Origin of the sequence: Flavobacterium cheonhonense, from assembly GCF_035671315.1 — a bacterium.
In the GTDB taxonomy this organism is placed as follows: Bacteria; Bacteroidota; Bacteroidia; order Flavobacteriales; family Flavobacteriaceae; genus Flavobacterium; species Flavobacterium cheonhonense.
This window is the reverse complement of sequence record NZ_JAXAVY010000009.1, coordinates 13,069-34,411: the sequence shown is the minus strand read 5'-3', so window position 1 is coordinate 34,411 and position 21,343 is coordinate 13,069. Positions and strand designations below refer to the sequence as shown.

18 protein-coding genes are annotated in these 21,343 nt (G+C 38.7%); 9 read left to right on the top strand and 9 right to left on the bottom strand.

The genetic code is table 11. The features are described from left to right. Positions 1–29: 29 nt before the first annotated feature. Positions 30–833 carry a class I SAM-dependent methyltransferase gene (locus SK086_RS13275; RefSeq protein ID WP_324692274.1) on the bottom strand — a complete coding sequence of 268 codons (804 nt, stop codon included), beginning with the start codon at positions 831–833 and terminating at the stop codon, positions 30–32. A 21-nt stretch (positions 834–854) separates the two neighbouring features. Then, positions 855–1,298: a DUF1569 domain-containing protein gene (locus SK086_RS13270; protein WP_324692272.1), complete on the bottom strand. Its 444-nt coding sequence runs from the start codon at positions 1,296–1,298 to the stop codon at positions 855–857. A gap of 73 nt (positions 1,299–1,371) precedes the next feature. Between SK086_RS13270 and SK086_RS13265 the strand changes: the two genes are divergently transcribed. From SK086_RS13265 to SK086_RS13255, 3 genes are all read left to right on the top strand, one after another. Then, positions 1,372–2,307: a peptidylprolyl isomerase gene (locus tag SK086_RS13265; protein WP_290873624.1), complete on the top strand. Its 936-nt coding sequence runs from the start codon at positions 1,372–1,374 to the stop codon at positions 2,305–2,307. Positions 2,308–2,396: 89 nt separating this feature from the next. Further along, positions 2,397–2,684 (top strand): c-type cytochrome, encoded by a 288-nt coding sequence (locus SK086_RS13260; RefSeq protein WP_324692270.1) that lies wholly within the window; start codon positions 2,397–2,399, stop codon positions 2,682–2,684. Between the two features lie 42 nt (positions 2,685–2,726). Further along, positions 2,727–3,068 (top strand): tRNA-binding protein, encoded by a 342-nt coding sequence (locus SK086_RS13255; protein ID WP_324692268.1) that lies wholly within the window; start codon positions 2,727–2,729, stop codon positions 3,066–3,068. A 70-nt stretch (positions 3,069–3,138) separates the two neighbouring features. Here the strand turns inward: SK086_RS13255 and SK086_RS13250 are convergent, their stop codons facing one another. Together SK086_RS13250 and SK086_RS13245 are read right to left on the bottom strand one after the other, a co-directional pair. Continuing rightward, entirely contained in the window at positions 3,139–3,519 is a 381-nt protein-coding gene (locus SK086_RS13250; RefSeq protein ID WP_324692302.1) for a PUR family DNA/RNA-binding protein, read from the bottom strand. Positions 3,520–3,590: 71 nt separating this feature from the next. After that, on the bottom strand, positions 3,591–5,348 hold the full coding sequence (locus SK086_RS13245; RefSeq protein WP_324692266.1) for an ABC transporter ATP-binding protein: 1,758 nt from the start codon (positions 5,346–5,348) through the stop codon (positions 3,591–3,593). 196 nt (positions 5,349–5,544) lie between these two features. Here SK086_RS13245 and SK086_RS13240 point away from each other — a divergent pair, with 196 nt between their 5' ends. The 5 genes from SK086_RS13240 to SK086_RS13220 all read left to right on the top strand — a co-directional run bounded on the left by SK086_RS13240 (position 5,545) and on the right by SK086_RS13220 (position 12,207). Further along, on the top strand, positions 5,545–6,651 hold the full coding sequence (locus tag SK086_RS13240; RefSeq protein ID WP_324692264.1) for a Glu/Leu/Phe/Val dehydrogenase dimerization domain-containing protein: 1,107 nt from the start codon (positions 5,545–5,547) through the stop codon (positions 6,649–6,651). Between the two features lie 114 nt (positions 6,652–6,765). Further along, positions 6,766–7,671 carry a transcription antitermination factor NusB gene (gene nusB, locus SK086_RS13235; RefSeq protein ID WP_324692301.1) on the top strand — a complete coding sequence of 302 codons (906 nt, stop codon included), beginning with the start codon at positions 6,766–6,768 and terminating at the stop codon, positions 7,669–7,671. A 20-nt stretch (positions 7,672–7,691) separates the two neighbouring features. Continuing rightward, entirely contained in the window at positions 7,692–8,180 is a 489-nt protein-coding gene (locus SK086_RS13230; RefSeq protein WP_324692262.1) for a DUF1573 domain-containing protein, read from the top strand. Between the two features lie 15 nt (positions 8,181–8,195). Continuing rightward, the gene (gene yajC / locus SK086_RS13225) at positions 8,196–8,471 is read left to right on the top strand and encodes a preprotein translocase subunit YajC (RefSeq protein WP_324692260.1); all 276 of its coding nucleotides are present in this window, start codon (positions 8,196–8,198) and stop codon (positions 8,469–8,471) included. Positions 8,472–8,616: 145 nt separating this feature from the next. Further along, positions 8,617–12,207, top strand: coding sequence for a T9SS type A sorting domain-containing protein (locus SK086_RS13220; RefSeq protein WP_324692258.1), 3,591 nt, complete (start codon positions 8,617–8,619; stop codon positions 12,205–12,207). 93 nt (positions 12,208–12,300) lie between these two features. Here SK086_RS13220 and SK086_RS13215 read toward each other — a convergent pair whose 3' ends face one another. Next, positions 12,301–12,882 (bottom strand): YdeI/OmpD-associated family protein, encoded by a 582-nt coding sequence (locus tag SK086_RS13215; RefSeq protein ID WP_324692256.1) that lies wholly within the window; start codon positions 12,880–12,882, stop codon positions 12,301–12,303. A gap of 103 nt (positions 12,883–12,985) precedes the next feature. Continuing rightward, positions 12,986–14,269: a peptidase T gene (pepT, locus tag SK086_RS13210; RefSeq protein WP_324692255.1), complete on the bottom strand. Its 1,284-nt coding sequence runs from the start codon at positions 14,267–14,269 to the stop codon at positions 12,986–12,988. Positions 14,270–14,731: 462 nt separating this feature from the next. Between pepT and SK086_RS13205 the strand changes: the two genes are divergently transcribed. Beyond that, positions 14,732–15,136 (top strand): helix-turn-helix domain-containing protein, encoded by a 405-nt coding sequence (locus SK086_RS13205; RefSeq protein WP_324692253.1) that lies wholly within the window; start codon positions 14,732–14,734, stop codon positions 15,134–15,136. A gap of 79 nt (positions 15,137–15,215) precedes the next feature. Here the strand turns inward: SK086_RS13205 and SK086_RS13200 are convergent, their stop codons facing one another. From SK086_RS13200 to SK086_RS13190, 3 genes are all read right to left on the bottom strand, one after another. Continuing rightward, positions 15,216–15,527, bottom strand: coding sequence for a hypothetical protein (locus tag SK086_RS13200; protein WP_324692252.1), 312 nt, complete (start codon positions 15,525–15,527; stop codon positions 15,216–15,218). A 410-nt stretch (positions 15,528–15,937) separates the two neighbouring features. After that, positions 15,938–18,343: an alpha-ketoacid dehydrogenase subunit alpha/beta gene (locus SK086_RS13195; protein ID WP_324692251.1), complete on the bottom strand. Its 2,406-nt coding sequence runs from the start codon at positions 18,341–18,343 to the stop codon at positions 15,938–15,940. Between the two features lie 184 nt (positions 18,344–18,527). After that, positions 18,528–21,341, bottom strand: coding sequence for an aminopeptidase (locus tag SK086_RS13190; protein WP_324692249.1), 2,814 nt, complete (start codon positions 21,339–21,341; stop codon positions 18,528–18,530). Positions 21,342–21,343 lie beyond the last annotated feature (2 nt).

The following is a 21,343-nucleotide window of genomic DNA, read 5'->3' as shown; positions in this document are numbered from 1 at the left end:
GGGGCTAGGGTATCTGTTACCATAGGAACTTACTTTTTAATGGCCAAAATCGAATACACCATCGGAATTTTGTTGCCAAAAGCTTGAATTCGATATTTTCCTCCCGACCCTTCGGGATCGAATTCTTCTGTTTGATTGAAACAATTGTAAGGCGAATAATCATATTCGTTAAAGCGTTTGATTTCGAGTCCCGAAACAATCAAGGCGTTCAGGATTTCGCTAATCGGATGGTTCCAAGTGATCGTTTGGTTTGCAATCGGAGCTTCCCGGTCGGCGTAGGTTCCGGTTTCCGCTTCCACAATGGGTGCTGCATTGAAATAGTTGTAAAATACCGTTTTGAAATCGTTGTCATACATCCAAACCACCGGATGGAAATCGGCCATAATCAATTGTCCGTTCGGCTTTAAAAAATGTGTTACCACATTCGACCATTGGTCCAAATCAGGTAACCAGCCAATGGTGCCGTAACTGGTAAAAACGATATCAAATTTTTCCTCAATCACATTGGGTGCCTCATAAAGATCACAGCAAACAAAAGTAGCTTCAAGGTTGAGCTTTTCGGCTAATTCTCTTGCCCTTTCAATAGCTTTGTCCGATAAGTCAACACCGGTAACTTGCGCACCCATGCGCGCTAAGGACAGACTGTCTTGCCCGAAATGGCACTGCAAATGCAATATTTTTTTACCGGAGATATCGCCTAATAACGTCAATTCAATGTCGTTTAAAGTTGTTTTTCCTTGCAAAAATGCTTCCATGTTATAAAAGGAAGAAGCCATGTGGATATCGACTTTGTCATTCCAGGTTTTTTTATTGATTGTTTTGTAATCTGACATTTTTTAGATTTTTACTTTGGGTTACACTCCAAACTGTCTCAAATGATGATCAATATGATTCCACATCAGTTTGTTCCAATCTTCATCTGACATTGGTCCCCAAAACGGATGTACCTTGAGTGTAATGGCTTTTGGTCCTTCGGCAAACCTGGCGAAGTTGCGGATAAATTCTTTTTGAGCAGTTTCAAAATCGTATTGCGCTGTAAACACAAATTCTTTGGCGGTTGGACTGTTTTTTTGGAATTCGTTGTTGAACACCTTGTTCTTTAGCAGGCGACCCAACAATCTCAAGAAGAAGTTGACTTTGATTTCATTTTCTCCAAAAGCGACTATTATGGCTTCGTTGCAATGCTTGAACATTTGATCAACCGTCATTTTTCCCCATAAAGCCTTGCTTTCAGGAGTGAGTTGGTTGATTCTGGAAATGATAGCATCATTGTCGGCTTTGGAATAAATTGAGCTCATGGTTTTGGTTTTAGGTAACCAAATTTACAAGATATTGTAGTAACTTTGCACTTCATTTTTAATAAATACAGTCATGGAAAACGGAATATACGCTAAATTCAACACCACTAAAGGGACGATTTTAGTAAAACTAACACACGATTTAACACCGGGAACTGTCGGCAATTTTGTTGGCTTAGCCGAAGGACAATTGGAAAACTCAGCTAAACCAATGGGAAAACCGTATTACGACGGATTGAAATTCCACCGCGTAATCCCCGATTTTATGATCCAAGGCGGTTGCCCGCAAGGCATCGGAACCGGTGGTCCGGGGTACAACTTCGACGATGAGTTTCACCTAGATTTGCGTCACGATAAACCGGGCGTTTTGTCTATGGCTAATGCCGGTCCGGGAACCAATGGTTCTCAGTTTTTCATCACGCATGTGCCAACGACTTGGTTGGATGACAAACACACGGTTTTCGGTCATGTAGTAGAAGGACAAGATATAGTAAACGATATAGCACAAGGCGACATCATCGAGAGTTTGGAAATCGTTAGAGTAGGAGACGAAGCCCAAAAATGGAATGCTATTGAAGCGTTCCGTACTTTTGAAGGTTCTCGTCAACAAAGAATTGAGGAAGCCAAGAAAGCGGCTGAGGCGGCTATGGAAAAATTAGCGGCCGGATTTGATAAAACGGAAAGCGGTTTGCGTTATAAAATCATTCAAAAAGGCAATGGTAAAAAAGCGGAAGCCGGAAAGACGGTTTCTGTTCACTACACCGGTCAGTTAGAAAACGGTAAAACATTTGATTCGTCTTACCCGCGTAAAAAACCTATCGAATTTCCATTAGGTAAAGGCCATGTGATTGAAGGCTGGGACGAAGGGATTGCTTTGTTGCAAGTAGGCGATAAAGCACGTTTCGTTATTCCGTCTTATTTAGGATACGGTTCACGCGGCGCCGGAGGTGTTATTCCGCCGGATGCTACCTTAATTTTCGACGTAGAATTAATGGACGTTAAAGGATAAATTAAAACTTAAGTTTTGATTAAATGAAAATCCCAATCTTTTACGGTTGGGATTTTTTGTTACATTTACTTCAACCAATAAATATAAATATGAGATACAAATTACTTGCCTTACCGGTTTTAGCCCTTGTGTTATATTCTTGCGCTTCAAAATCCAGTATTCCTACTGTAGAAGTTCCTAAAGAAAAGGTATTATCGCCGGAATTGGCAGAGGGAAAATCGCTTTACGAAAACAGTTGTGCTCGTTGCCACCAATTATACAATGCCAAAGATTATTCGGCTGAACAATGGAAGCCTATAGTGCAACGAATGCAAGAGAAAGCGCGTTTAAATGACGCCCAAGGATTAAAAATTTACAATTACCTCACGATGAACTAAACCGAAAGCACTCAACAGAGTGCTTTTTTAGCTTAAAAAAATATGGAAAACCCATTAAATTGGACAGATTTTGAAAAAGTAGAAATGCGTATCGGAACCATAGTGGAAGTTAATGATTTTCCCGAGGCGCGAAAACCGGCTTATCAATTGCTTATTGATTTTGGTTCTGAAATAGGATTGAGAAAATCATCGGCCCAAATTACCAAAAGATACACCAAAGAATCCTTGGTTGGCAAACAAATTATAGCTGTAGTGAATTTTCCCAAAAAACAAATCGGCAATTTTATGAGCGAATGTTTGGTCTTGGGTTCGGTAGGAAAGGATAATGATATAGTATTGCTCACTTCCGATGTGAAAGTGGATAACGGATTGCGCATTGGATAAAAAAAAGTCCGGAACTTTTCAGCTCAGGACTTTTTTAAACTTTTGACTATTATTAGTCACTAATTACTTTTTAAATATCGTCAAAATCAATATCGGTGAAGCTTTTCTCTGAAGCTGCTTTTCCCGAATCGGCAGTGTCGTGATGGTATTCTTTTTTGAAATCTTTTTGGTGTCTTTCCGAAATTACTTCTTCGCCTTTGTGATTCAATACATAAGCAGTCATTTCTTCTAAGATGTCTGTAAAAGCAGCAAAATCTTCTTTGTACAAATAAATTTTATGTTTTTTGAAGTGAAAAGAACCGTCTTCTTCAGTAAACTTTTTACTTTCTGTAATGGTAATGTAGTAATCATCCGCTTTGGTCGCTCTCACATCGAAGAAATACGTTCTTCTTCCGGCTCTTAAAACTTTAGAAAAAATCTCATCTTTTTCTAACATATCATTTTCTCTCATATTCTTTCGGTCAATTAAAAAGGTTTCTCTATAGTTCAAAAATGGTAAAATTTTTGTTACCAAACAACAATTTAATTTAATTCTTTTTCCGAAAGTTGTTTCTGATACAGCTCTGCATAATAGCCTGGTTGGTTTACCAATTGATTATGAGAACCTTCTTGTATAATTTGTCCGTCGTCGAGTATGATGATCTTATCGGCGTTTTTGGCCGAGGAAACACGATGACTCACAATAATGGTGGTTTTGTCTTTGGAGATTTGAAGCAAATTGTTCAAAATTTGCTCTTCGGTCTCCGTGTCTACAGCCGATAAACAGTCGTCAAACAACAAGATTTCCGGGTTTTTGATAATCGCTCGGGCAATGGAGACTCTTTGTTTTTGGCCGCCCGAAAGGGTAATACCGCGTTCGCCCAACATGGTTTCGTATTGCAGATTAAAGTTCATGATGTTATTGTGGACTACTGCTTTTTTAGCCGCTTCGATTACTTCCTCGTCTGTGGCGTCTTCTTTGCCGAATTTGATGTTGTTTTTGATGGTGTCCGAAAACAAAAAGGCATCTTGCGGGACTATACCGATGCTGTTTCTTAAGTCGAATAAGTTCACTTGGTCAATGGCTTTGCCGTCTATCGTAATTTGACCTTCTTGGATATCGTACATACGGGTAATCAAAGAAAGGATACTCGATTTCCCGGAGCCGGTTTGACCAAGGATAGCCAGCGTTTCTCCTTTTTTAACTTTGAAAGAAATGTTTTTCAATGCGGTAATTTCGGTGTCTTCATAAGTGTAGCTTACGTTTCGGAACTCGATTTCTCCTTGAATGATGGTGTTTTCTTTGGCTTTATTTTTAATCTGTGGACTAACATTTAAAAATTCGTTGATGCGTTTTTGCGACGCTTCAGCTTCTTGCACCAGAGACGAAACCCAACCGATAGAAGCTACAGGCCAAGTCAACATGTTTACATATAATATAAACTCGGCTATGGTACCGATACTCTTGATATCGCCTTGGATGTACATCAAACCGCCAAAATAGATAACTACTAAATTACTCACGCCTATCAAAGCAATCATGAGCGGACCGAATAGCGACTGAACGCGTGCCAAACTCATGCTTTTGGTTTTGCTTTCTTTGGCCAAATCAACAATCTCTTCTTGGTATTGTTTTTCTAAAGCATAGGCTTTTACTACGCGAATTCCCGAGAAAATTTCTTGGGAAAAACTAGAAATCTTAGATAAATATTGTTGGAAAGTGGTACTGCGTTTGTTGATTTCCGAACTTAATCGGAAAATGATAAACGACAAAATCGGCAACGGTAAAATAGTGTATAAGGTCAGCAATGGCGATACATTGTACATGTAAATGATCACTACTGTAAAACGAATAAACGTATTGATAGTATACATTACGGCAGGTCCGACATACATGCGAACTTTAGCCACATCTTCACTGATACGGTTCATTAAGTCGCCGGTGCGATTTTGTTTGTAGAAATTTTGATCCAAAACTTCGTAGTGTTGGAATACTTCGTTTTTCAAATCAAATTCAACGTGACGCGACATGACTATGAGTGTTTGCCGCATCAAAAAAGTCAAAACGCCGGCAATCAGAGTAGTGCCAATGATCCAAAGAATGTTTTCAATCAGTTTGGCTTTAATGACGTCACTGCTGATGTTATTCGAATGAAAACTTTGAATCGCTTCAAAAGATTGGCTAACCAACTTTGGCGTGAATAAAGAAAAAATTTGCGCGACAATAGTGATAAAAATTCCTAATAAAAAATGGAATTTATATTTAATAAAATATTTGTTTAAATATTGAAGTTCTTTCATCTTGAAATTAAAGAAATGGACTTTTTGGGGTTTATTTTGTTAATTTTTTTGCGAATAAATAAATTATTGTATTCTTGTTTAAAATTGAATTTATTAACAAATTACTAATTATTGCTCATATTGAGGCTATTTGTTGAATAATATTTTATTTTTGTACCGACTTTTTAAAAAAGTCTTAAATTAATACTACTGCAATATGACATCAGAAATCACCACACCGGTTGAGCTCAAAAAAATGGACCCAGTTTTCGGTCAACTTTCTTTTGACAATCATGAACAAATTGTTTTTTGTCACGACAAAGATACAGGTTTAAAAGCAATTATTGGTATTCATAATACAGTTATGGGACCGGCGCTTGGAGGAACAAGAATGTGGAATTACGCTAACGAATGGGAAGCTTTAAACGACGTTTTGAGACTTTCTCGCGGAATGACCTTTAAATCAGCCATTACCGGTTTGAATTTAGGTGGCGGAAAAGCGGTTATCATTGGTGATTCTAAAGCAGATAAAACACCGGAAATGATTACACGTTTCGGAGAGTTTGTAAACTCATTAAGCGGAAAATATATTACTGCAGAAGATGTAGGTACAACTACCGAAGATATGGACAGAATTCACAAAGTAACCAATCATGTTACCGGAATTTCAGAGTCTATTGGTGGTTCAGGAAATCCTTCTCCGGTAACGGCATACGGCGTTTACATGGGAATGAAAGCTGCTGCTAAATACCAATTCGGTTCCGATAATTTAGAAGGTAAAAAAGTATTGGTGCAAGGTACCGGTCACGTGGGTGAAACCTTAATCAGCTATTTGAGAACTGAAGGTGCGGAGGTATTTGTATCCGATATCCACCAAGATAAAATGGAAAATATGGTGGCCAAATACGGTGCGAAAATTTTCACCGGAGCCGATTTATACGCTGCCGATGTAGATATTTATTCGCCTTGTGCTTTAGGTGCTACTATTAACGATGAAACGGTTAACAAAATCAAAGCTAAAGTAATTGCGGGTGCGGCTAACAATCAGTTGGCGGTAGAAGCGGTTCACGGTCAGATTTTAAGAGAAAGAGGTATAGCGTATGCGCCTGATTTCTTAATCAATGCCGGTGGTATTATTAATGTTTACGGCGAAATCGTAAAATATGGTAAAGACCAAGCCATGAAAATGACGGAGAACATCTACAATACCACTTTAGAGATTTTCAATTTTGCGGAGGTGAATAACATGACTACCCAACAAGCAGCCATGCAAATTGCGCAAAACAGAATCGACCAAAGAAAAAAAGAAAACGCTGCTAAATAACTAGTAGATTTTTAAAATATTCCTATTTTTGCAAAGCGAAAGAACTCCTTTCGCTTTGTTAATTTTTAAAAGTTCTTATCCGTGTTAAACAGAAGACATATTCGAGTAAAAGTGATGCAATCCATCTACGCGATGCATCAAAAAAATGCTGAAGAGTTAGAAAAAGAGGAGAAATTCCTAATCCAAAGTATTGATAATATACAGGATTTGTATTTAATCATGTTGTCTTCTCTAACGGAAATTCGCAAAAAAGAAATTATTTTCTTAGAAGCTTCCAAAAACAAACACTTGGCTACACCGGAAGAGAAAAACCCCAATCTTAAGTTTGTCAACAATGCCGTTTTACTTCATTTGGAAGAAAACAATTCGTTGAGTATTGCGCTTGAAAGCCGAAAAATCAATAACTGGTCGCTTAACGACGATTACATCTTGTTGCTTTTAAACGAAATCAAACAGAGTGAATTGTATGATAAATACATGGGCAATCGCACCAATACGTTTGAAGAAGACAAACAATTTGTAGTGGACATGTTTACCGAGTTGATTGCGCCCAACGAAAAGTTGTACGACTATCTCGAAGACCATAAACTGACTTGGATAGACGATATTCCGTTGGTGAATACTCAAATCCAAAAGCAACTCAAGCAATTTTCAGACAAAGACGATTTCAAAGTAGTCAAATTGTACAAAGACGAAGAGGACCGTGAGTTTGTGGGGAATTTGTTCCGAAAAACAGTCTTGAACGAAGTAGCATTGGCCAAAGAATACATCGATAAAACGCCTAATTGGGATGCCGATCGTATCGCCGAAATTGATACCATCATTTTAAAAATGGCCATCTGCGAGTTTTTGAAATTTCCGTCTATTCCAATCAAAGTCACCATTAATGAATACTTGGAAATTGCCAAAGAATATTCTACCCCGAAAAGCAGTATTTTTATCAACGGAATTTTAGATAACTTGGTCAAAGAATTCCAAGCCGAAAATAAAATTAAAAAAACCGGTAGAGGTTTAATGTAAACTGTCATAATAGTATGAAAATGAAATTTAATCTAGTGGTTTTAGCAGCACTTCTTGTGCTAACCACCGCTTGCAAAAAAGAAAATGTAAACGATAAAGAAGTGTTGTTGGACACTATTTCAGCCCAAAGACCGGAAGCTGTAGAAACGACTACACCAACGGCTCAAGTACCGGCTGACGGTAAGTATTCAACCATGACTTTTCAAAAAGAAGAGCACGATTTCGGAACCATCAAACAAGGGGATAAAGTCAGTACCGACTTCCAATTCAAAAATACCGGTGAAGCTGATTTAATCATCACTTCAGCTCGTGGTTCTTGCGGATGTACTGTACCCGAGTATCCCAAAACAGCCATCAAACCGGGTGAAACCGGAACCATCAAAGTGTCTTTCGATTCTAAAGGGAAACAAGGTAAAACGAACAAAACCGTAACGATCTTGTGTAACACCAAAGAAGGAAACAAAATTTTAAATATTCATGCTAACATCGAAGTTCCTAACAAGAACTAAAACCCAACAATTATTATGGAACAATTGACTAGTTTTTTACCTTTTTTATTAATGTTTGTGGTGATCTATTTTTTTATGATTCGCCCGCAACAAAAGAAATTGAAACAAGAAAAAGAATTTGAATCAGCCTTAAAAGTAGGCGATAAAATCATCACCAAAAGTGGTTTTCACGGTAAGATTTCGGAATTAGCCGAAACTACAGTGGTAATCGAAACCATGTCGGGCAAACTAAAAATTGAGCGTTCAGCTATTTCATTAGAACTGACACAAGCCTTGAACAAAAAAGCATAAGACAAAGTACGAAATTAAAAGTACGAAGTACGAAGTGAAGTCCCAAATACTCTATTGTGTTTGGGATTTTTTGTTAAACATAATGAGCTGAAATAAAATTGTTTACTTTTGGCTTTCTTAATCCACTTAGGGACAAATTCAGTACATGAAAAACTATTACTTTTTCTTCTTTTTTCTTTTAACAACAATCTCTAATGCCCAATGGGTGAACCTCGATACCGGAATTAACGATAATCTCACCGGCGCTGTTTTTTTAGATGAGAACGGTTTAGCTTGTGGAGCCGCAGGCTTGTATTATACTACTACAGGCGGAGTTGGTTCGGGCAGTTGGACAAGATTTGAAATTACCGATAATGCAGCTAATACAACTATTTACGAGAACACGGCTTTTACCCATTGTTATTCTGATCCTTCCAACTCGTCTAATACCGGATTTGTCTTCGCTTGCGGTCAGGATACAACAACACTGAAGGCGGTTTTGATGAAGATAGCCATTCCGTCTCTAACCTACGAAATAGTATATGTCGGACCGACCAATTCTAAATTGAATAAAATCGATTTTTCTTCGAGTTACAACGCCTATTTTGCAGTGGGTGATGATGGTTTATTACTCCGATTTAACAACACTCAGGTTTTTCCTGTTACCAACAGTTTAACCGATAATTTATTAAGTGTTGGGTCAGCCGGTAGTTATATACTCTTAGGCACTGATCAAAAGATTATGCGAACTTCTATCAGCGCAGGGGCTTTGGGTACTGTAAATGTAGTACCAACCAACTCAGCAATTAATCGCGATGTGTTATTTGGGAACAGTAACAGTTCTAATGTGTATGGTGTAGGCGGAAACTCGTTCTCCTTTACCGATTTGTCATCAGTAAATAACTTCTTTACCCGTTATAATCAAAATTTCTACAGTCCACTTGATGCTAATGGATTTATACTGATTTCCGGTTATTTTTATATCGGAACGAGTCACGGAATTTACAGAAGTTCTTATGCTACAAGCTCTTTTTTAAACACTTCAGCCGAGTGGCAAGTCACTTCTCTTAATTATGATATAAAAGATTTTTGGAAACAAGACGGCACCACCGATTTCTACGCATACGGTAGTAATGGCGTTATCTTGAAAGCTGCCGGAAGTGGTGGCGCTACTAAACCTTATGTTAGAATTAATGCTAATGGCGGATGCTATCCCGGAGGAATTCCGTTAAGTGCGGTTACGGGAAGTGCCAATAGTTACAGTTGGTACATCAACAATAATTTGGTACAAACCGGAACCAACTCATTTACGTATAATTTTCCGGCTGTCGGCACTTATACGATTGATTTAACGGTACAAAACAGCGCTGGTCAACAATCAACCGATACCAAAACAATTTACATTGTTAATCCTCCTCAAATAGACAAAACAGTTACACTGAGTGATGCAATTTTGTGTAAACAAGAAGCCATTCAAATTTCGATAGCCGATTCAGAACCGGAAGTGATTTATACGTTGCGAATGGAAGGCCAACCAAGCTCTAATTTTGGGCAGAGTAGTGCAAGTACCGGTGGTCTTTTAACATTTACAACCGGATTAATTGAGGTAACCGGAAATTATTATATCGATGCTAAACACAACTTAGCCAATTGCAGTCGCCGTTTTACCGGTAATTTTTTGATTACGGTAGAAGAAACCAAAGCCGATTTTCACGCAGGTTTAATCAACGCAGAAGTCAATGAAACGGTCGATTTTTTCGAAAATACAACCGATGCTCAAAACTTTGATTGGCAATTTACACCGAACGCTTCAGTGGTGACTTCTAATGCTCCCAATCCGCAATTAAGTTTTAGCGCTCCGGGAGCTGTTACCAGTACCTTACATGCATGGTCGGATAACGGTTGTCACGATACAGTTATTGCTACGAAACCAAATATATTTGAACCAGATACCGCCGCCGCCGATTGCTTTTTGATAACCAACAACAGTAATGATCCCAATTGGCCGGGGAATTATAATCCCGATATTGCCCAAATGACGCCTACAGCCGATGGCTTTTTACTTTGCGGAACTTATTTCAATGAGATATTCGATTCTAATCATGGTGTAACATTAAATTTAGCCGGTAAAAAAGGCGGATATCTTTCAAAATATGACCGCAACGGTGTAATCAAATGGACGGTATACAACATCAATACAGCTTTCGGAAATAATAATGACAATGGTGTTTACTCGACCGCAGTAGATGCGGATGGTAATATTTATATCTCCGGAAAAGGTAGCGGAAAATTTATCGACAATACCGGAAGAAGTACCGATTTATCGGCAACGCTAAATCAACCCGGATTTTATTTGATTAAATTAAATAGCATGGGTGAATTGATTTGGTATTTACAAAACAGTTATATCGGCTTGGTAAAAATGGCAGTAGACAACCAAAATAATTTGATAGGACTGTCGTCTTTGGATACTAATTTTATCACCATACAAACCTATTTTAACGGCGCTTTAGCTCAGGAGATCGCCCAGCAAGTAGTTACCCCAAGAGCAACTAACGTAATTGTAAAAATTGCCCCTAACGGATCGTTTATTTGGGATACTAAGGTTTATTTATATTCGGCTAATAAAATCGGACTTAGTAATTTAGGAATAGACGCGAATAACAATATCTATTTTACGATGGATTTCGATTTGCAAGCCACGGTTTACCAGGCCGGAACCAACACCATTTCAGAAACCATCATGGGTGATGGTAGCTACGGTTCCAAAATCGGATTGGTAAAAATGAGTCCCAATGGCGAAATTATCTGGAAGCTCAGAAGCCGAACCATTGATGCTAACGGTTTTCCTAGTGATTTGACTTATGCCAATAAAATGATAGTGGAAAGCGATGGGACTATTTATATTACCGGTACCAATTCCACCGGCTATAATTATTTCGGTACTTTAAATTTTACGCACGTTTTTGAAAACACCGACGGCTCAACGGTGTCAACGCAACAAGGACCGTATTTTGTAGCCAAAGTCAATACCAACGGGATTTGCCAATGGATTCGAGGTTCGGGGCATACCTATTATGGCTATGGATACAATATGGTAAAAGCCGGGAATGAAATTCACGTAGTCGGACAAATTTTCAATAACAATAATGACGGCGATTATTGTACGGCTTTATTCGATAGTACTAATGGTAACGGCTATAGTTTGACTATTAACAAGTTTGATTATTTTGTTTCCGTTTATGATGAAGCCGGCAATTTAAAGCGATTGTTTCTGAATAATGATGGTGGTAATTTCAATTTTTATTACGGTTTTACCGGTTTCTTCAAAGGGAATAACGAGCAATTCTATTTGGCCAAAAATATGGGTTATCCGTCAACGCCTACCCAAGCTTATACCGATTTTGGTTTGGTAATGGACGCTTTAAACGGAATAGACGGTACAGTAGTTCGTTTTACAGAAAGTTGCGGAGTGTCAAAATTCAACGCTTTAAACAATACAGATTGGTCTGATACTAGCTTTGATACTCTGACTATAGTGCCGAATCCAACTGTGAATGAGTTCAGCATAACACTAAACAGTTCATTGGAATTGGTTATTGTAGAAGTGTATGACATCACCGGAAAGTTAATTTCAGAAGCACAGTTTAGCAATGTAGATAAAGTATCTTCCTCTATTAGTGGACAATCCGGCCTTTATTTTGTCCGACTAAAAGCTGACCATGCAGAAAAATGGTTTAAACTGATGAAGCGCTAAGCCGTGAAAAACTTCAAATAAAAATCCCAAATGCCTTAATGGAATTTGGGATTTTCACTTCGTACTTCTTACTTCGTACTTCGTACTTTCAACTTATTTCCTATACTTATCATTAAACCCTTTCCCTTCTAAAATCATCGGCGTGATTTTTTCCAAGCGGCTAACTTTAGTTTTTTCTTGTTTGGCCGTGACCATATATTCCCAATATTCTTTTTGTTTGAAAGGCGTTAGTTGTTCCAAAGCAGTTTTTAAGACTTTGTTATTATCGAGTGCTGCCTGAAAAAAATCGCACTTCATGGCTTCTTTCTTTTCGGGCTTAACGGATAAACCGGCTTTTTCGTTGGCTATGGCTTCATTGATGTATCTTAGAATCAATTTTTCATCCAATTCGGCAACATCCGAAAACCGCCATTGCCGCAAGGATTTGGTTACGCCTTCATTAGCATTGACCAATACTTTGGCTTCATCCTTTAAAAAAACACCATTGAAAAACCACAAGGCAAAATAGTTTTTGAAACCGCCAATCCCTATCACATTTTTATTGTTTAAGGTATAGACTTCGCCTCCCCATTTTTGGGCTTCAACCAATTCGGTTTTCAAAACTATAGCACGAAGTTTTTCTATGGCTTCGTCCCAAATTTCGTTCTTTCTCCAAGGGTTTTTAGGTTCTTTCATCTTATATTGCACTTTGCACTTCGCACTTCATACCTCTTACTTCGTACTTCGCACTTCATACCTCTTACTTCGTACTTTGTACTTTGTACTTCATACCTCGTACTTATTTCTTCTTGCTCTTTTTCTCCTTCTTTCCCTTTTTGGTAAAGTCAGTCGTAGCCGTCAATTCTGCAATCTTAACAATCACTTCTACTGCTTTTTGCATGCTTTCTACCGGAACGTATTCATACTTGCCGTGGAAGTTGTGACCACCGGCAAAAATATTAGGACAAGGCAAGCCCATATACGACAAACGACAACCGTCGGTACCACCGCGAATCGGTTTAATCAAAGGTTTAATGCCTAAAGATTTCATGGCTTTTTCGGCCAAATCTACGATGAACATTACCGGTTCTACTTTCTCCTTCATGTTGTAGTATTGGTCTTTGATTTCGCAAATCACGATGTCTTCTCCAAATTGTTTCTGATAAGCCTTATTGAATTTTTTGGTGATTTTGTGTACCAATTCCTTGCGCTTGATGAATTTCTTCATGTCGTGGTCGCGGATAATCAATTCCAATTTGGTTTCTTCGATACTACCGGTTAATCCTGTTACGTGGAAAAAGCCTTCATAGCCTTTGGTTTCCTGTGGTGTTTCACCTTTCGGCAATTCGTTGATGAAATCGTTGGCCAACAACATCGAGTTGATCATTTTTCCTTTAGCATAACCCGGATGCACCGATTTTCCTTTAAAAGTAACTTTGACACCGGCTGCGTTGAAGTTCTCGTATTCTAATTCGCCTATCTGACTGCCATCCATCGTATAAGCCCAATCGGCTCCGAATTTTTTAACATCAAACAAATCGGCACCGCGACCAATTTCTTCATCGGGTGTAAAACAAACTCTGATTTTGCCGTGAGGGATTTCAGGATGTTGGATCAAGTATTCCATAGCCGTCATGATTTCGGTAATTCCGGCTTTATCATCGGCTCCTAATAAAGTCAATCCGTTGGTAGTAATCAAGGTTTGGCCTTTATACTGCAATAAATCTTTGAAGTAGTTAGGCGATAAAATGATGTTTTGTTCCTTATTCAAAATGATATCACCACCATCGTAATTGTGAATCACTTGTGGTTTTACGTCTTTACCGGTAAAATCAGGCGTGGTATCAAAATGCGCTACAAAACCTATGGTCGGCACTTTTTCTTTGACGTTAGAAGGCAAAGTCGCCATCACATACGCGTGTTTGTCAATGGTGACTTCTTTCATCCCGATGGCTTTCAATTCTTCTACCAATTTATTGGCCAAATCGAATTGTTTTTGGGTACTCGGTGTAGTGCTTGAATTCGGGTCGGATTCGGTATCGATAGTGACATAGCTGATAAAGCGGTCAATAATATGTTGCATGGTTTTTAATTTTTGGTAAAGATAATAATTAGGAAGGACAAAGTACAAAGTACGAGGTACGAAGTAAGAAGTGCGAAGTTTATGTTTTAGGCTTCAAGTTGGTACTTCGATAGGCTCAGGATAATCACTATGGCATAAATTGATTTTGCTGTATGATAGAATATGGCTCTTTGAAACTAAAAGCAATTCAATTATACTTTGTCACCCTGAGCCTGTCGAAGGGTTTTTCAATCAAAGGCATAAAGCAATTAACGAATCAGCTCCTTTAGGTTAATACAAACTCGGACACGACCCCTGTTTAAAAATTACATCCAACTTTTCTATCGCATATATTCCATTTTTTGAATAACAATAATTCCGATTTGAATAGTAATTATTATAAAAATTATATTACTTTACACTAGCTAAAAATTGCTATTTTTGTTTTAATCTTGATAGTAACCTTTCAAAAGCCTTTAATCCATGAATACAACTGCAAAACCAACACACTTAGGCCGAAAAATCAGTAAAATCCGTGAACTCCGTGGCATGAAGCAGGAAGCACTCGCTATCGCAATTGGTGTCAGCCAGCAAACAGTCAGTACTATTGAAAACAGTGAGGAAGTAGAGGAGAAGGTATTAACGAAAATTGCTGAAGCATTGGGAGTATCTGTCGAAGGAATAAAGAATTTTAGTGAGGAAGCTGTACTGAACATAATTGGGAACACTTACAATATTGATAATGCATCCTCTGCCTTTAATTTTAATTGTGCTTTCAACCCTTTAGAAAAATTAATAGAATCTTACGAAGAAAATAAACGCTTATACGAAAGACTGCTCCAAGCAGAGAAAGATAAGGTGGCTTATTTGGAGCAATTAAAAAAGTAATGAGAGGTTTAGTATTTTATTTTGGACTGGTTTTTAAACGCGAAAGGAAACTTCTATAAATCCCCCTTAACATAAAAAACTATCGCTCCTTCCAAACCCTTTTCGCTTTGCTACCCTGCATCAACGTAAAAAGAGTTTGTGTTCCGTCAACAACAAATTTAAGATTGGGTATATAGGCGGCAAGCTTATTGAGTTGTACCGCCATTTGCTTGTCCGGCACAGTAACAAGTATAAGTTCCCACACCATGAGCCGCTCAAAATCAACAGCAGTCAACTTAATCTCAAGCGCAGTAAACAGTAGTCTAATCTTTTCCACATTCAAGGCACGTATTTCTGCATCCAATGCGGCTAATTGTATCAGGCAGTTCGGATCAATAATAGCTTTTGCCATAATTTTGAAGTTAAAGTTGCTTGATAAAAATACAAATTTTCTCTCAAATAAATTAGCTTAATATGTCTTCAGACAGGGGTTTAAATCCGCCCACATATAAAAATCGTAATAAAACAATGCAGAAGCAGAGTGGCAGCGTTGCATGAGTCGAACGCGAAGCGTGAGCGGCTTGGGACGCGGAACGTCGCTTCAAAGTAGTTTTTGAGATTTTAATATGCTGGCTTGATCTTTTTGTTTCTTTTTCTATCAAGAGAAAAAGAAAGGGGAATAATTTAGAAAAGCATATATAACTCCATATCCAACATATCTAAACTATAGCTCCCTTATGTCTCCTATATAGCTCCAGTATAGATGAAGCATCAATGGTGACAGTTTGATATAAAAAAAGGAACCAATCGGTTCCTTTCATATTAATATAAACTCGGATATTGTTCCGGTTTGGCTTCATTCATAATTGCATATACTTTTTCAAAAATATCTTCTGCAGATGGTTTGGAGAAATAATCGCCATCCGTACCATAAGCCGGTCGGTGCGCCTTAGAAGCTAAGGTTTGCGGTTGGCTGTCTAAATATCGGTAACCGTTTTGCTCATCGATAATTTGTTGTAATAAATAAGCGCTCGCACCACCGGGAACATCTTCATCTACAACTAACAAACGATTGGTCTTGGCGATACTCTTCACACAATCGTGGTTGACATCAAACGGTAATAATGATTGCGCGTCAATGATTTCCACATCAATGCCAATCTCTAATAATTCTTTCGAAGCTTGCTCTACAATTCGCAAGGTTGAACCATAAGAAACGATGGTAATGTCATTTCCTTCTTTAATCGTTTCCACCACACCAATCGGCGTTTTGAATTCACCCAAGTTAGTCGGCATTTTCTCTTTCAAACGATAGCCGTTCAAACATTCTACTACCAAAGCCGGTTCGTCGGTTTCGAGTAAAGTGTTGTAAAATCCGGCAGCTTTAGTCATGTTTCTAGGAACTAAAACGTGTATGCCGCGAATCGCATTGATAATCATTCCCATAGGCGAACCCGAATGCCAAACGCCTTCCAAGCGGTGGCCACGTGTTCTGATGATTAACGGCGCTTTTTGACGGCCGTGGGTTCTGTATTGTAGCGTAGCCAAGTCATCACTCATGATTTGAATGGCGTACAACAAATAATCTAAGTATTGAATTTCAGCGATAGGTCGCAAGCCGCGCATCGCCATTCCGATACCTTGCCCTAAAATAGTGGCTTCACGGATGCCGGCATCAGCCACACGCAATTCGCCGTATTTTTCCTGCATGCCTTCCAAACCTTGATTTACATCGCCTATGTTACCACTGTCTTCTCCAAAAATCAAGCTTTCCGGGTATTTGTTAAAGATGGCATCAAAGTTATCGCGCAATACCAATCGGGCATCGACTTCCTCGGCTGCTTCATCATAGGTTGGCGCCACAGCAGTAGCTCCTAATACTGTTTTATCAGATTGAGAGAAAAGGTGCGAACTGAATTTCGGTTGGATTTTGTGGGTATAATTCGTAATCCATGTCGCCAATTGCGACTGTCCGCTTTCTTTAACAATCATACGCAATACTTTGCGTGCCGTAGTCAAGATGTCTTTGCGAATAGGTTCTTTAATGGCCGCCAAATCAGCAGCATATTTTTCAATGAATACTTTGTTGGCGCTGGTTTCAGCAATAGCATTCAACAAAGCAACCAATTCGTTTTGCTCTGCTTTGATAGGTGAAACAAAAGCAGTCCAAGCGGCTTTTTTACCTTCGAGTACTTCTTTTTTGGCTTCGTTATCGATGGCTTCTAATTCCTCAGTGGTAGCCAAGTTGTTGTCCAGCAACCAGTTTCTCATTTGGGCCAAACAATCAAATTCGGCTTCCCAAGCCAAGCGATCGGCGTTTTTATATCTTTCGTGCGAACCGGAAGTTGAATGGCCTTGCGGTTGCGTTAGCTCTTTTACGTGTATTAAAACCGGAACGTGTTCTTCACGGGCAATAGCCGATGCTTTTTGGTAGGTTTCTACCAATGCCGGATAATCCCAACCTTTTACAGTCATGATTTCATAGCCATTGTTGTCGGCATCGCGTTGGAATCCTTTTAAAATTTCAGAAATATTCTCTTTCGTGGTTTGGTAACGGGCATGTACGGAAATCCCATATTCATCGTCCCAAACACTCATCACCATCGGCACTTGTAATACACCGGCGGCGTTGATGGTTTCAAAAAACAAACCTTCAGAAGTTGAGGCGTTACCAATGGTTCCCCAAGCCACTTCGTTTCCTTGATTAGAGAATTTAGTGAAATCTTCCAACCCGCGAACGTTGCGGTATATTTTAGAGGCTTGTGCCAAACCTAACAAACGCGGCATCTGACCGGCGGTAGGAGATATATCGGCACTCGAGTTTTTTTGTTGGGTTAGGTTGTTCCAATTGCCGTTTTCGTCTAACGAATGCGTAGCAAAGTGTCCGCCCATCTGACGTCCGGCACTCATTGGGTCGTGCCCTAAATCGGTGTGACCGTACAAACCGGCAAAGAATTGTTGAATGTTTAATTGTCCAATCGCCATCATAAAAGTCTGATCGCGATAATAGCCCGAACGGAAATCACCATTCTGAAATGCTTTAGCCATCGCCAATTGCGGTACTTCTTTCCCGTCGCCGAAAATACCAAATTTGGCTTTTCCGGTCAGTACTTCTTTCCGTCCTAATAAACTGCATTCACGACTCACACGAGCAATACGGTAGTCATTGAGTACTTCGGCTTTAAAATCTTCGAAGGTTATTTCGGTTTTGGTTTGTGCTTCAGTCATGGTGCATTTGTTTCTAAAAAAAACAAATTTAAATAAAAAGCAGCAAGTTTCCGCATACTGTTGATAAAATGTAATTCAATTATCGATAATTTTATAGTTTAAAAACCGAAGCTGATTGATGAATATTTAAAGATAATTAAATATCGCAAAGAATAATGTAATAATTGCAAGAGTTAGAGAGTAGTTAAAACCACTTTCTGGTGAAAAGTCCGATAAGGGTATCAGGGTTAAAAGTAATAATGAAACGGATGCGTTCTCCATAATTCTTTTCGCCGATTTCCCAACCATTACTGGAGTAAACCGGGAAATACAATTCGAAGTAATCGGTAACTAAATTAAGGCGAACACCACTGTCATATACAAATTGTGGTGAAGTGTTTTTGTTTTTAATCATACCGGCATCGCCATATACTTCAATCCAGTTCCAAATATTGGTACTGGCGTTTAACGTTGTCATCCATTGGTTGGCGCTGCGAACTTCCAACATCGATTTGAAAAAACCATCAGCTATAATGGATTGTTGACTGAACAAACCCGTGGTTTCGGAACGGCCTAAGTAATCGTGCTCAAACAAATAATCGGTTGGTCTGTCTAAGCCAAAATCAAAGTAAGTGGAAACATTATTATTGTACAAAAAGGTACCGGCAAACAAACGTAAATTGAGTTGTCTTTTATCGTTGAAGAGTTTTCGGTATTGAATTTCGCCACCCAATTTTCCGAAAGAACCCGACAATTGTAAATCGGCTAATAAGTTATAATGCTCGGTGACTTCGGTTTTACCATTGTAGTATTTGGCATTAAAGACTTTGTAATTCTCTGTGTTTTCATCTACAGTGAAAGCCGATTTTTCTCGGTCAATCATAATGTATTTGAAGATAAGATTCTCTTTTTTGTTGTCTCTGAAATCATCCGGACGAAAGCGCATAATCACCATTGGATTGATTTTAGTATAATAGGCATCGGGCGCGTAATGCAGATAATGTCCGTTGAGTTGGTAGCGAATATTATACAAACTGCTGTTGCGGTTGAATTGATTCACGGCAAAATTGGCTTTACCCGACAAACTTTGTGTTTTGGTGGAAATGGTTGGGTTAACATCAAAATTAAACGGTCGGTCCAATATGGTTTTGTTATGGAATCGAATGCCGGGCAACAAACCGTCGTATAAGTTATATTCTAGGGTCGGAATGTATACTATTTGATTGTAATTTGGATCTTCTAAATCTTTGAAAAAGATAAACTTAATTGGGCGACTGTTCAACCGGAAGCCACGCAGCGATTGCCAGTTGTTTCTCAAATTAAACTCCGGTACTTCGTTTTTGTAATTGATGACAATCTTATCGGCTTCGTTTCTTGGAATGGTAAACAGACTGTCTTTAGGGAAAGTATCTATCCATTTTTTAAAGACGACTTGTTTATTTTTAATCCCGTAAATTGGGATGGGAACTTGGGTTTCGGTTTTGTTTTTAAGCGAGAAGCTAATACTGTCTTTAGTACGGCTTACTTTGTCAAATTTAAAATCGATAATGTCGCGGGAGTTGATGATTTTATCAAAAAACCATGGAATGGCTTTGGGAGAATTCTTCGTTAATAAAAGTTCAAAATCATTTTTGTTGGTTTGTCGCTCTTTGTTTAAATAGATGAAAGATCGAATACTGTTAGGGACTACTTGGTTTTCCAAATAACTGTCTAAGTATTTTAAGCTCAATCCGGCTCGGTATTTAGAGGCGATTTTTTCGTTGAATTTGATCAAAGTGTTTTTGGGTGCGCCTAAGGGTTGGTCTAAGTTTTTACGCGCCATCAACATGTAAAAATAGCTGTATTGTCCGTTAAAATCTAAGCTAACCAAATTATAGCCGCGCAACAATTTCATCTTGGCCACGCTGCCCATCATTTTACTCTCCGGATGGAATTCTTCTATGTATTGCATCATCGTGTAAACCTGAATGCCATCGAAAATCCAAGCGTCTTTTCGCGGGTCGAGTTGCAGCGTAGTGTGCAGGTAATTGTTGAGATAGGTTTTTAAAAACTGAATCTCATACATGAATTCATCGGGAAACGGACTGATAAAATTGGGCAATTGGTTCAAACCGTAGAACGGATTTCGGTCGTAGTCGTTCTGAGAAACCGTAATTTTTTCATGCGGATAAGCACCTAAATTCTCAGCAACATAGTTCACCACTTTGTCAATTACAATGGCACGTTGAATATCGGTTAAACGCGCGTCTCTGAGATTGGAAACTACCGATACGTGTTCGTTTTTATACACCGAAAACTCTTTGGCGTCGTCTAAAAACAGGTTCAGTAACAATCGGTTTTTTCCGTTACAGCGGTAGAGTGTTTGGTTGTTGAGGTTTTCTTTTTCAATCACATTTAAATCGGTATCCACCACCAAATGGGAAGGGATTTTAATGTTGAGGTCAAAGTCACTCAAAGCATTAACACAATCGTCTAAGTTGAGATTATTGTATTTAACAAAAGCGCTGTTTTCATATCGGGCCGGAGTAAGGAAACAATTTTTAAGGGTCATTTTTCCTTTATCACCATAGCCAAATCCTGTGAATTTAGCATTGGGCACTTTAATGGAATAGGTGAGTTTTAAAGTGGCTTTTTGGTTAGGGAACAGTTTTTCTTTTAAACGTACTTGTATCACATCGGGGAAATTGTTGTCTCTTTCCCAAGTCAGTATTGATTGTTGGTCGTCGACGATGGTAATATTGTACGTTCGGCCGCGTTCTTTGTCTTTAGCCAAATGAAAACTTCGGTCAAATTCGTCCGAAAACCGACCGGCCATAGGGGTGTTTTTATCGTGATACGCCTGATTCCAATCGTTTAAAACAAAATTAGTCAGTGTGTCTTTCGTGGTATTGTTGAAAGTCAACTCCTGAACTACAGTAATCACTTTGGTTTCAGGATTCACTTCGGCCACCAATTTCGAATGGTGTTGGGACCAAGCCAAACCGCTAAGCAAACAAAGTATGTAGGTCAGTTGTTTCAACG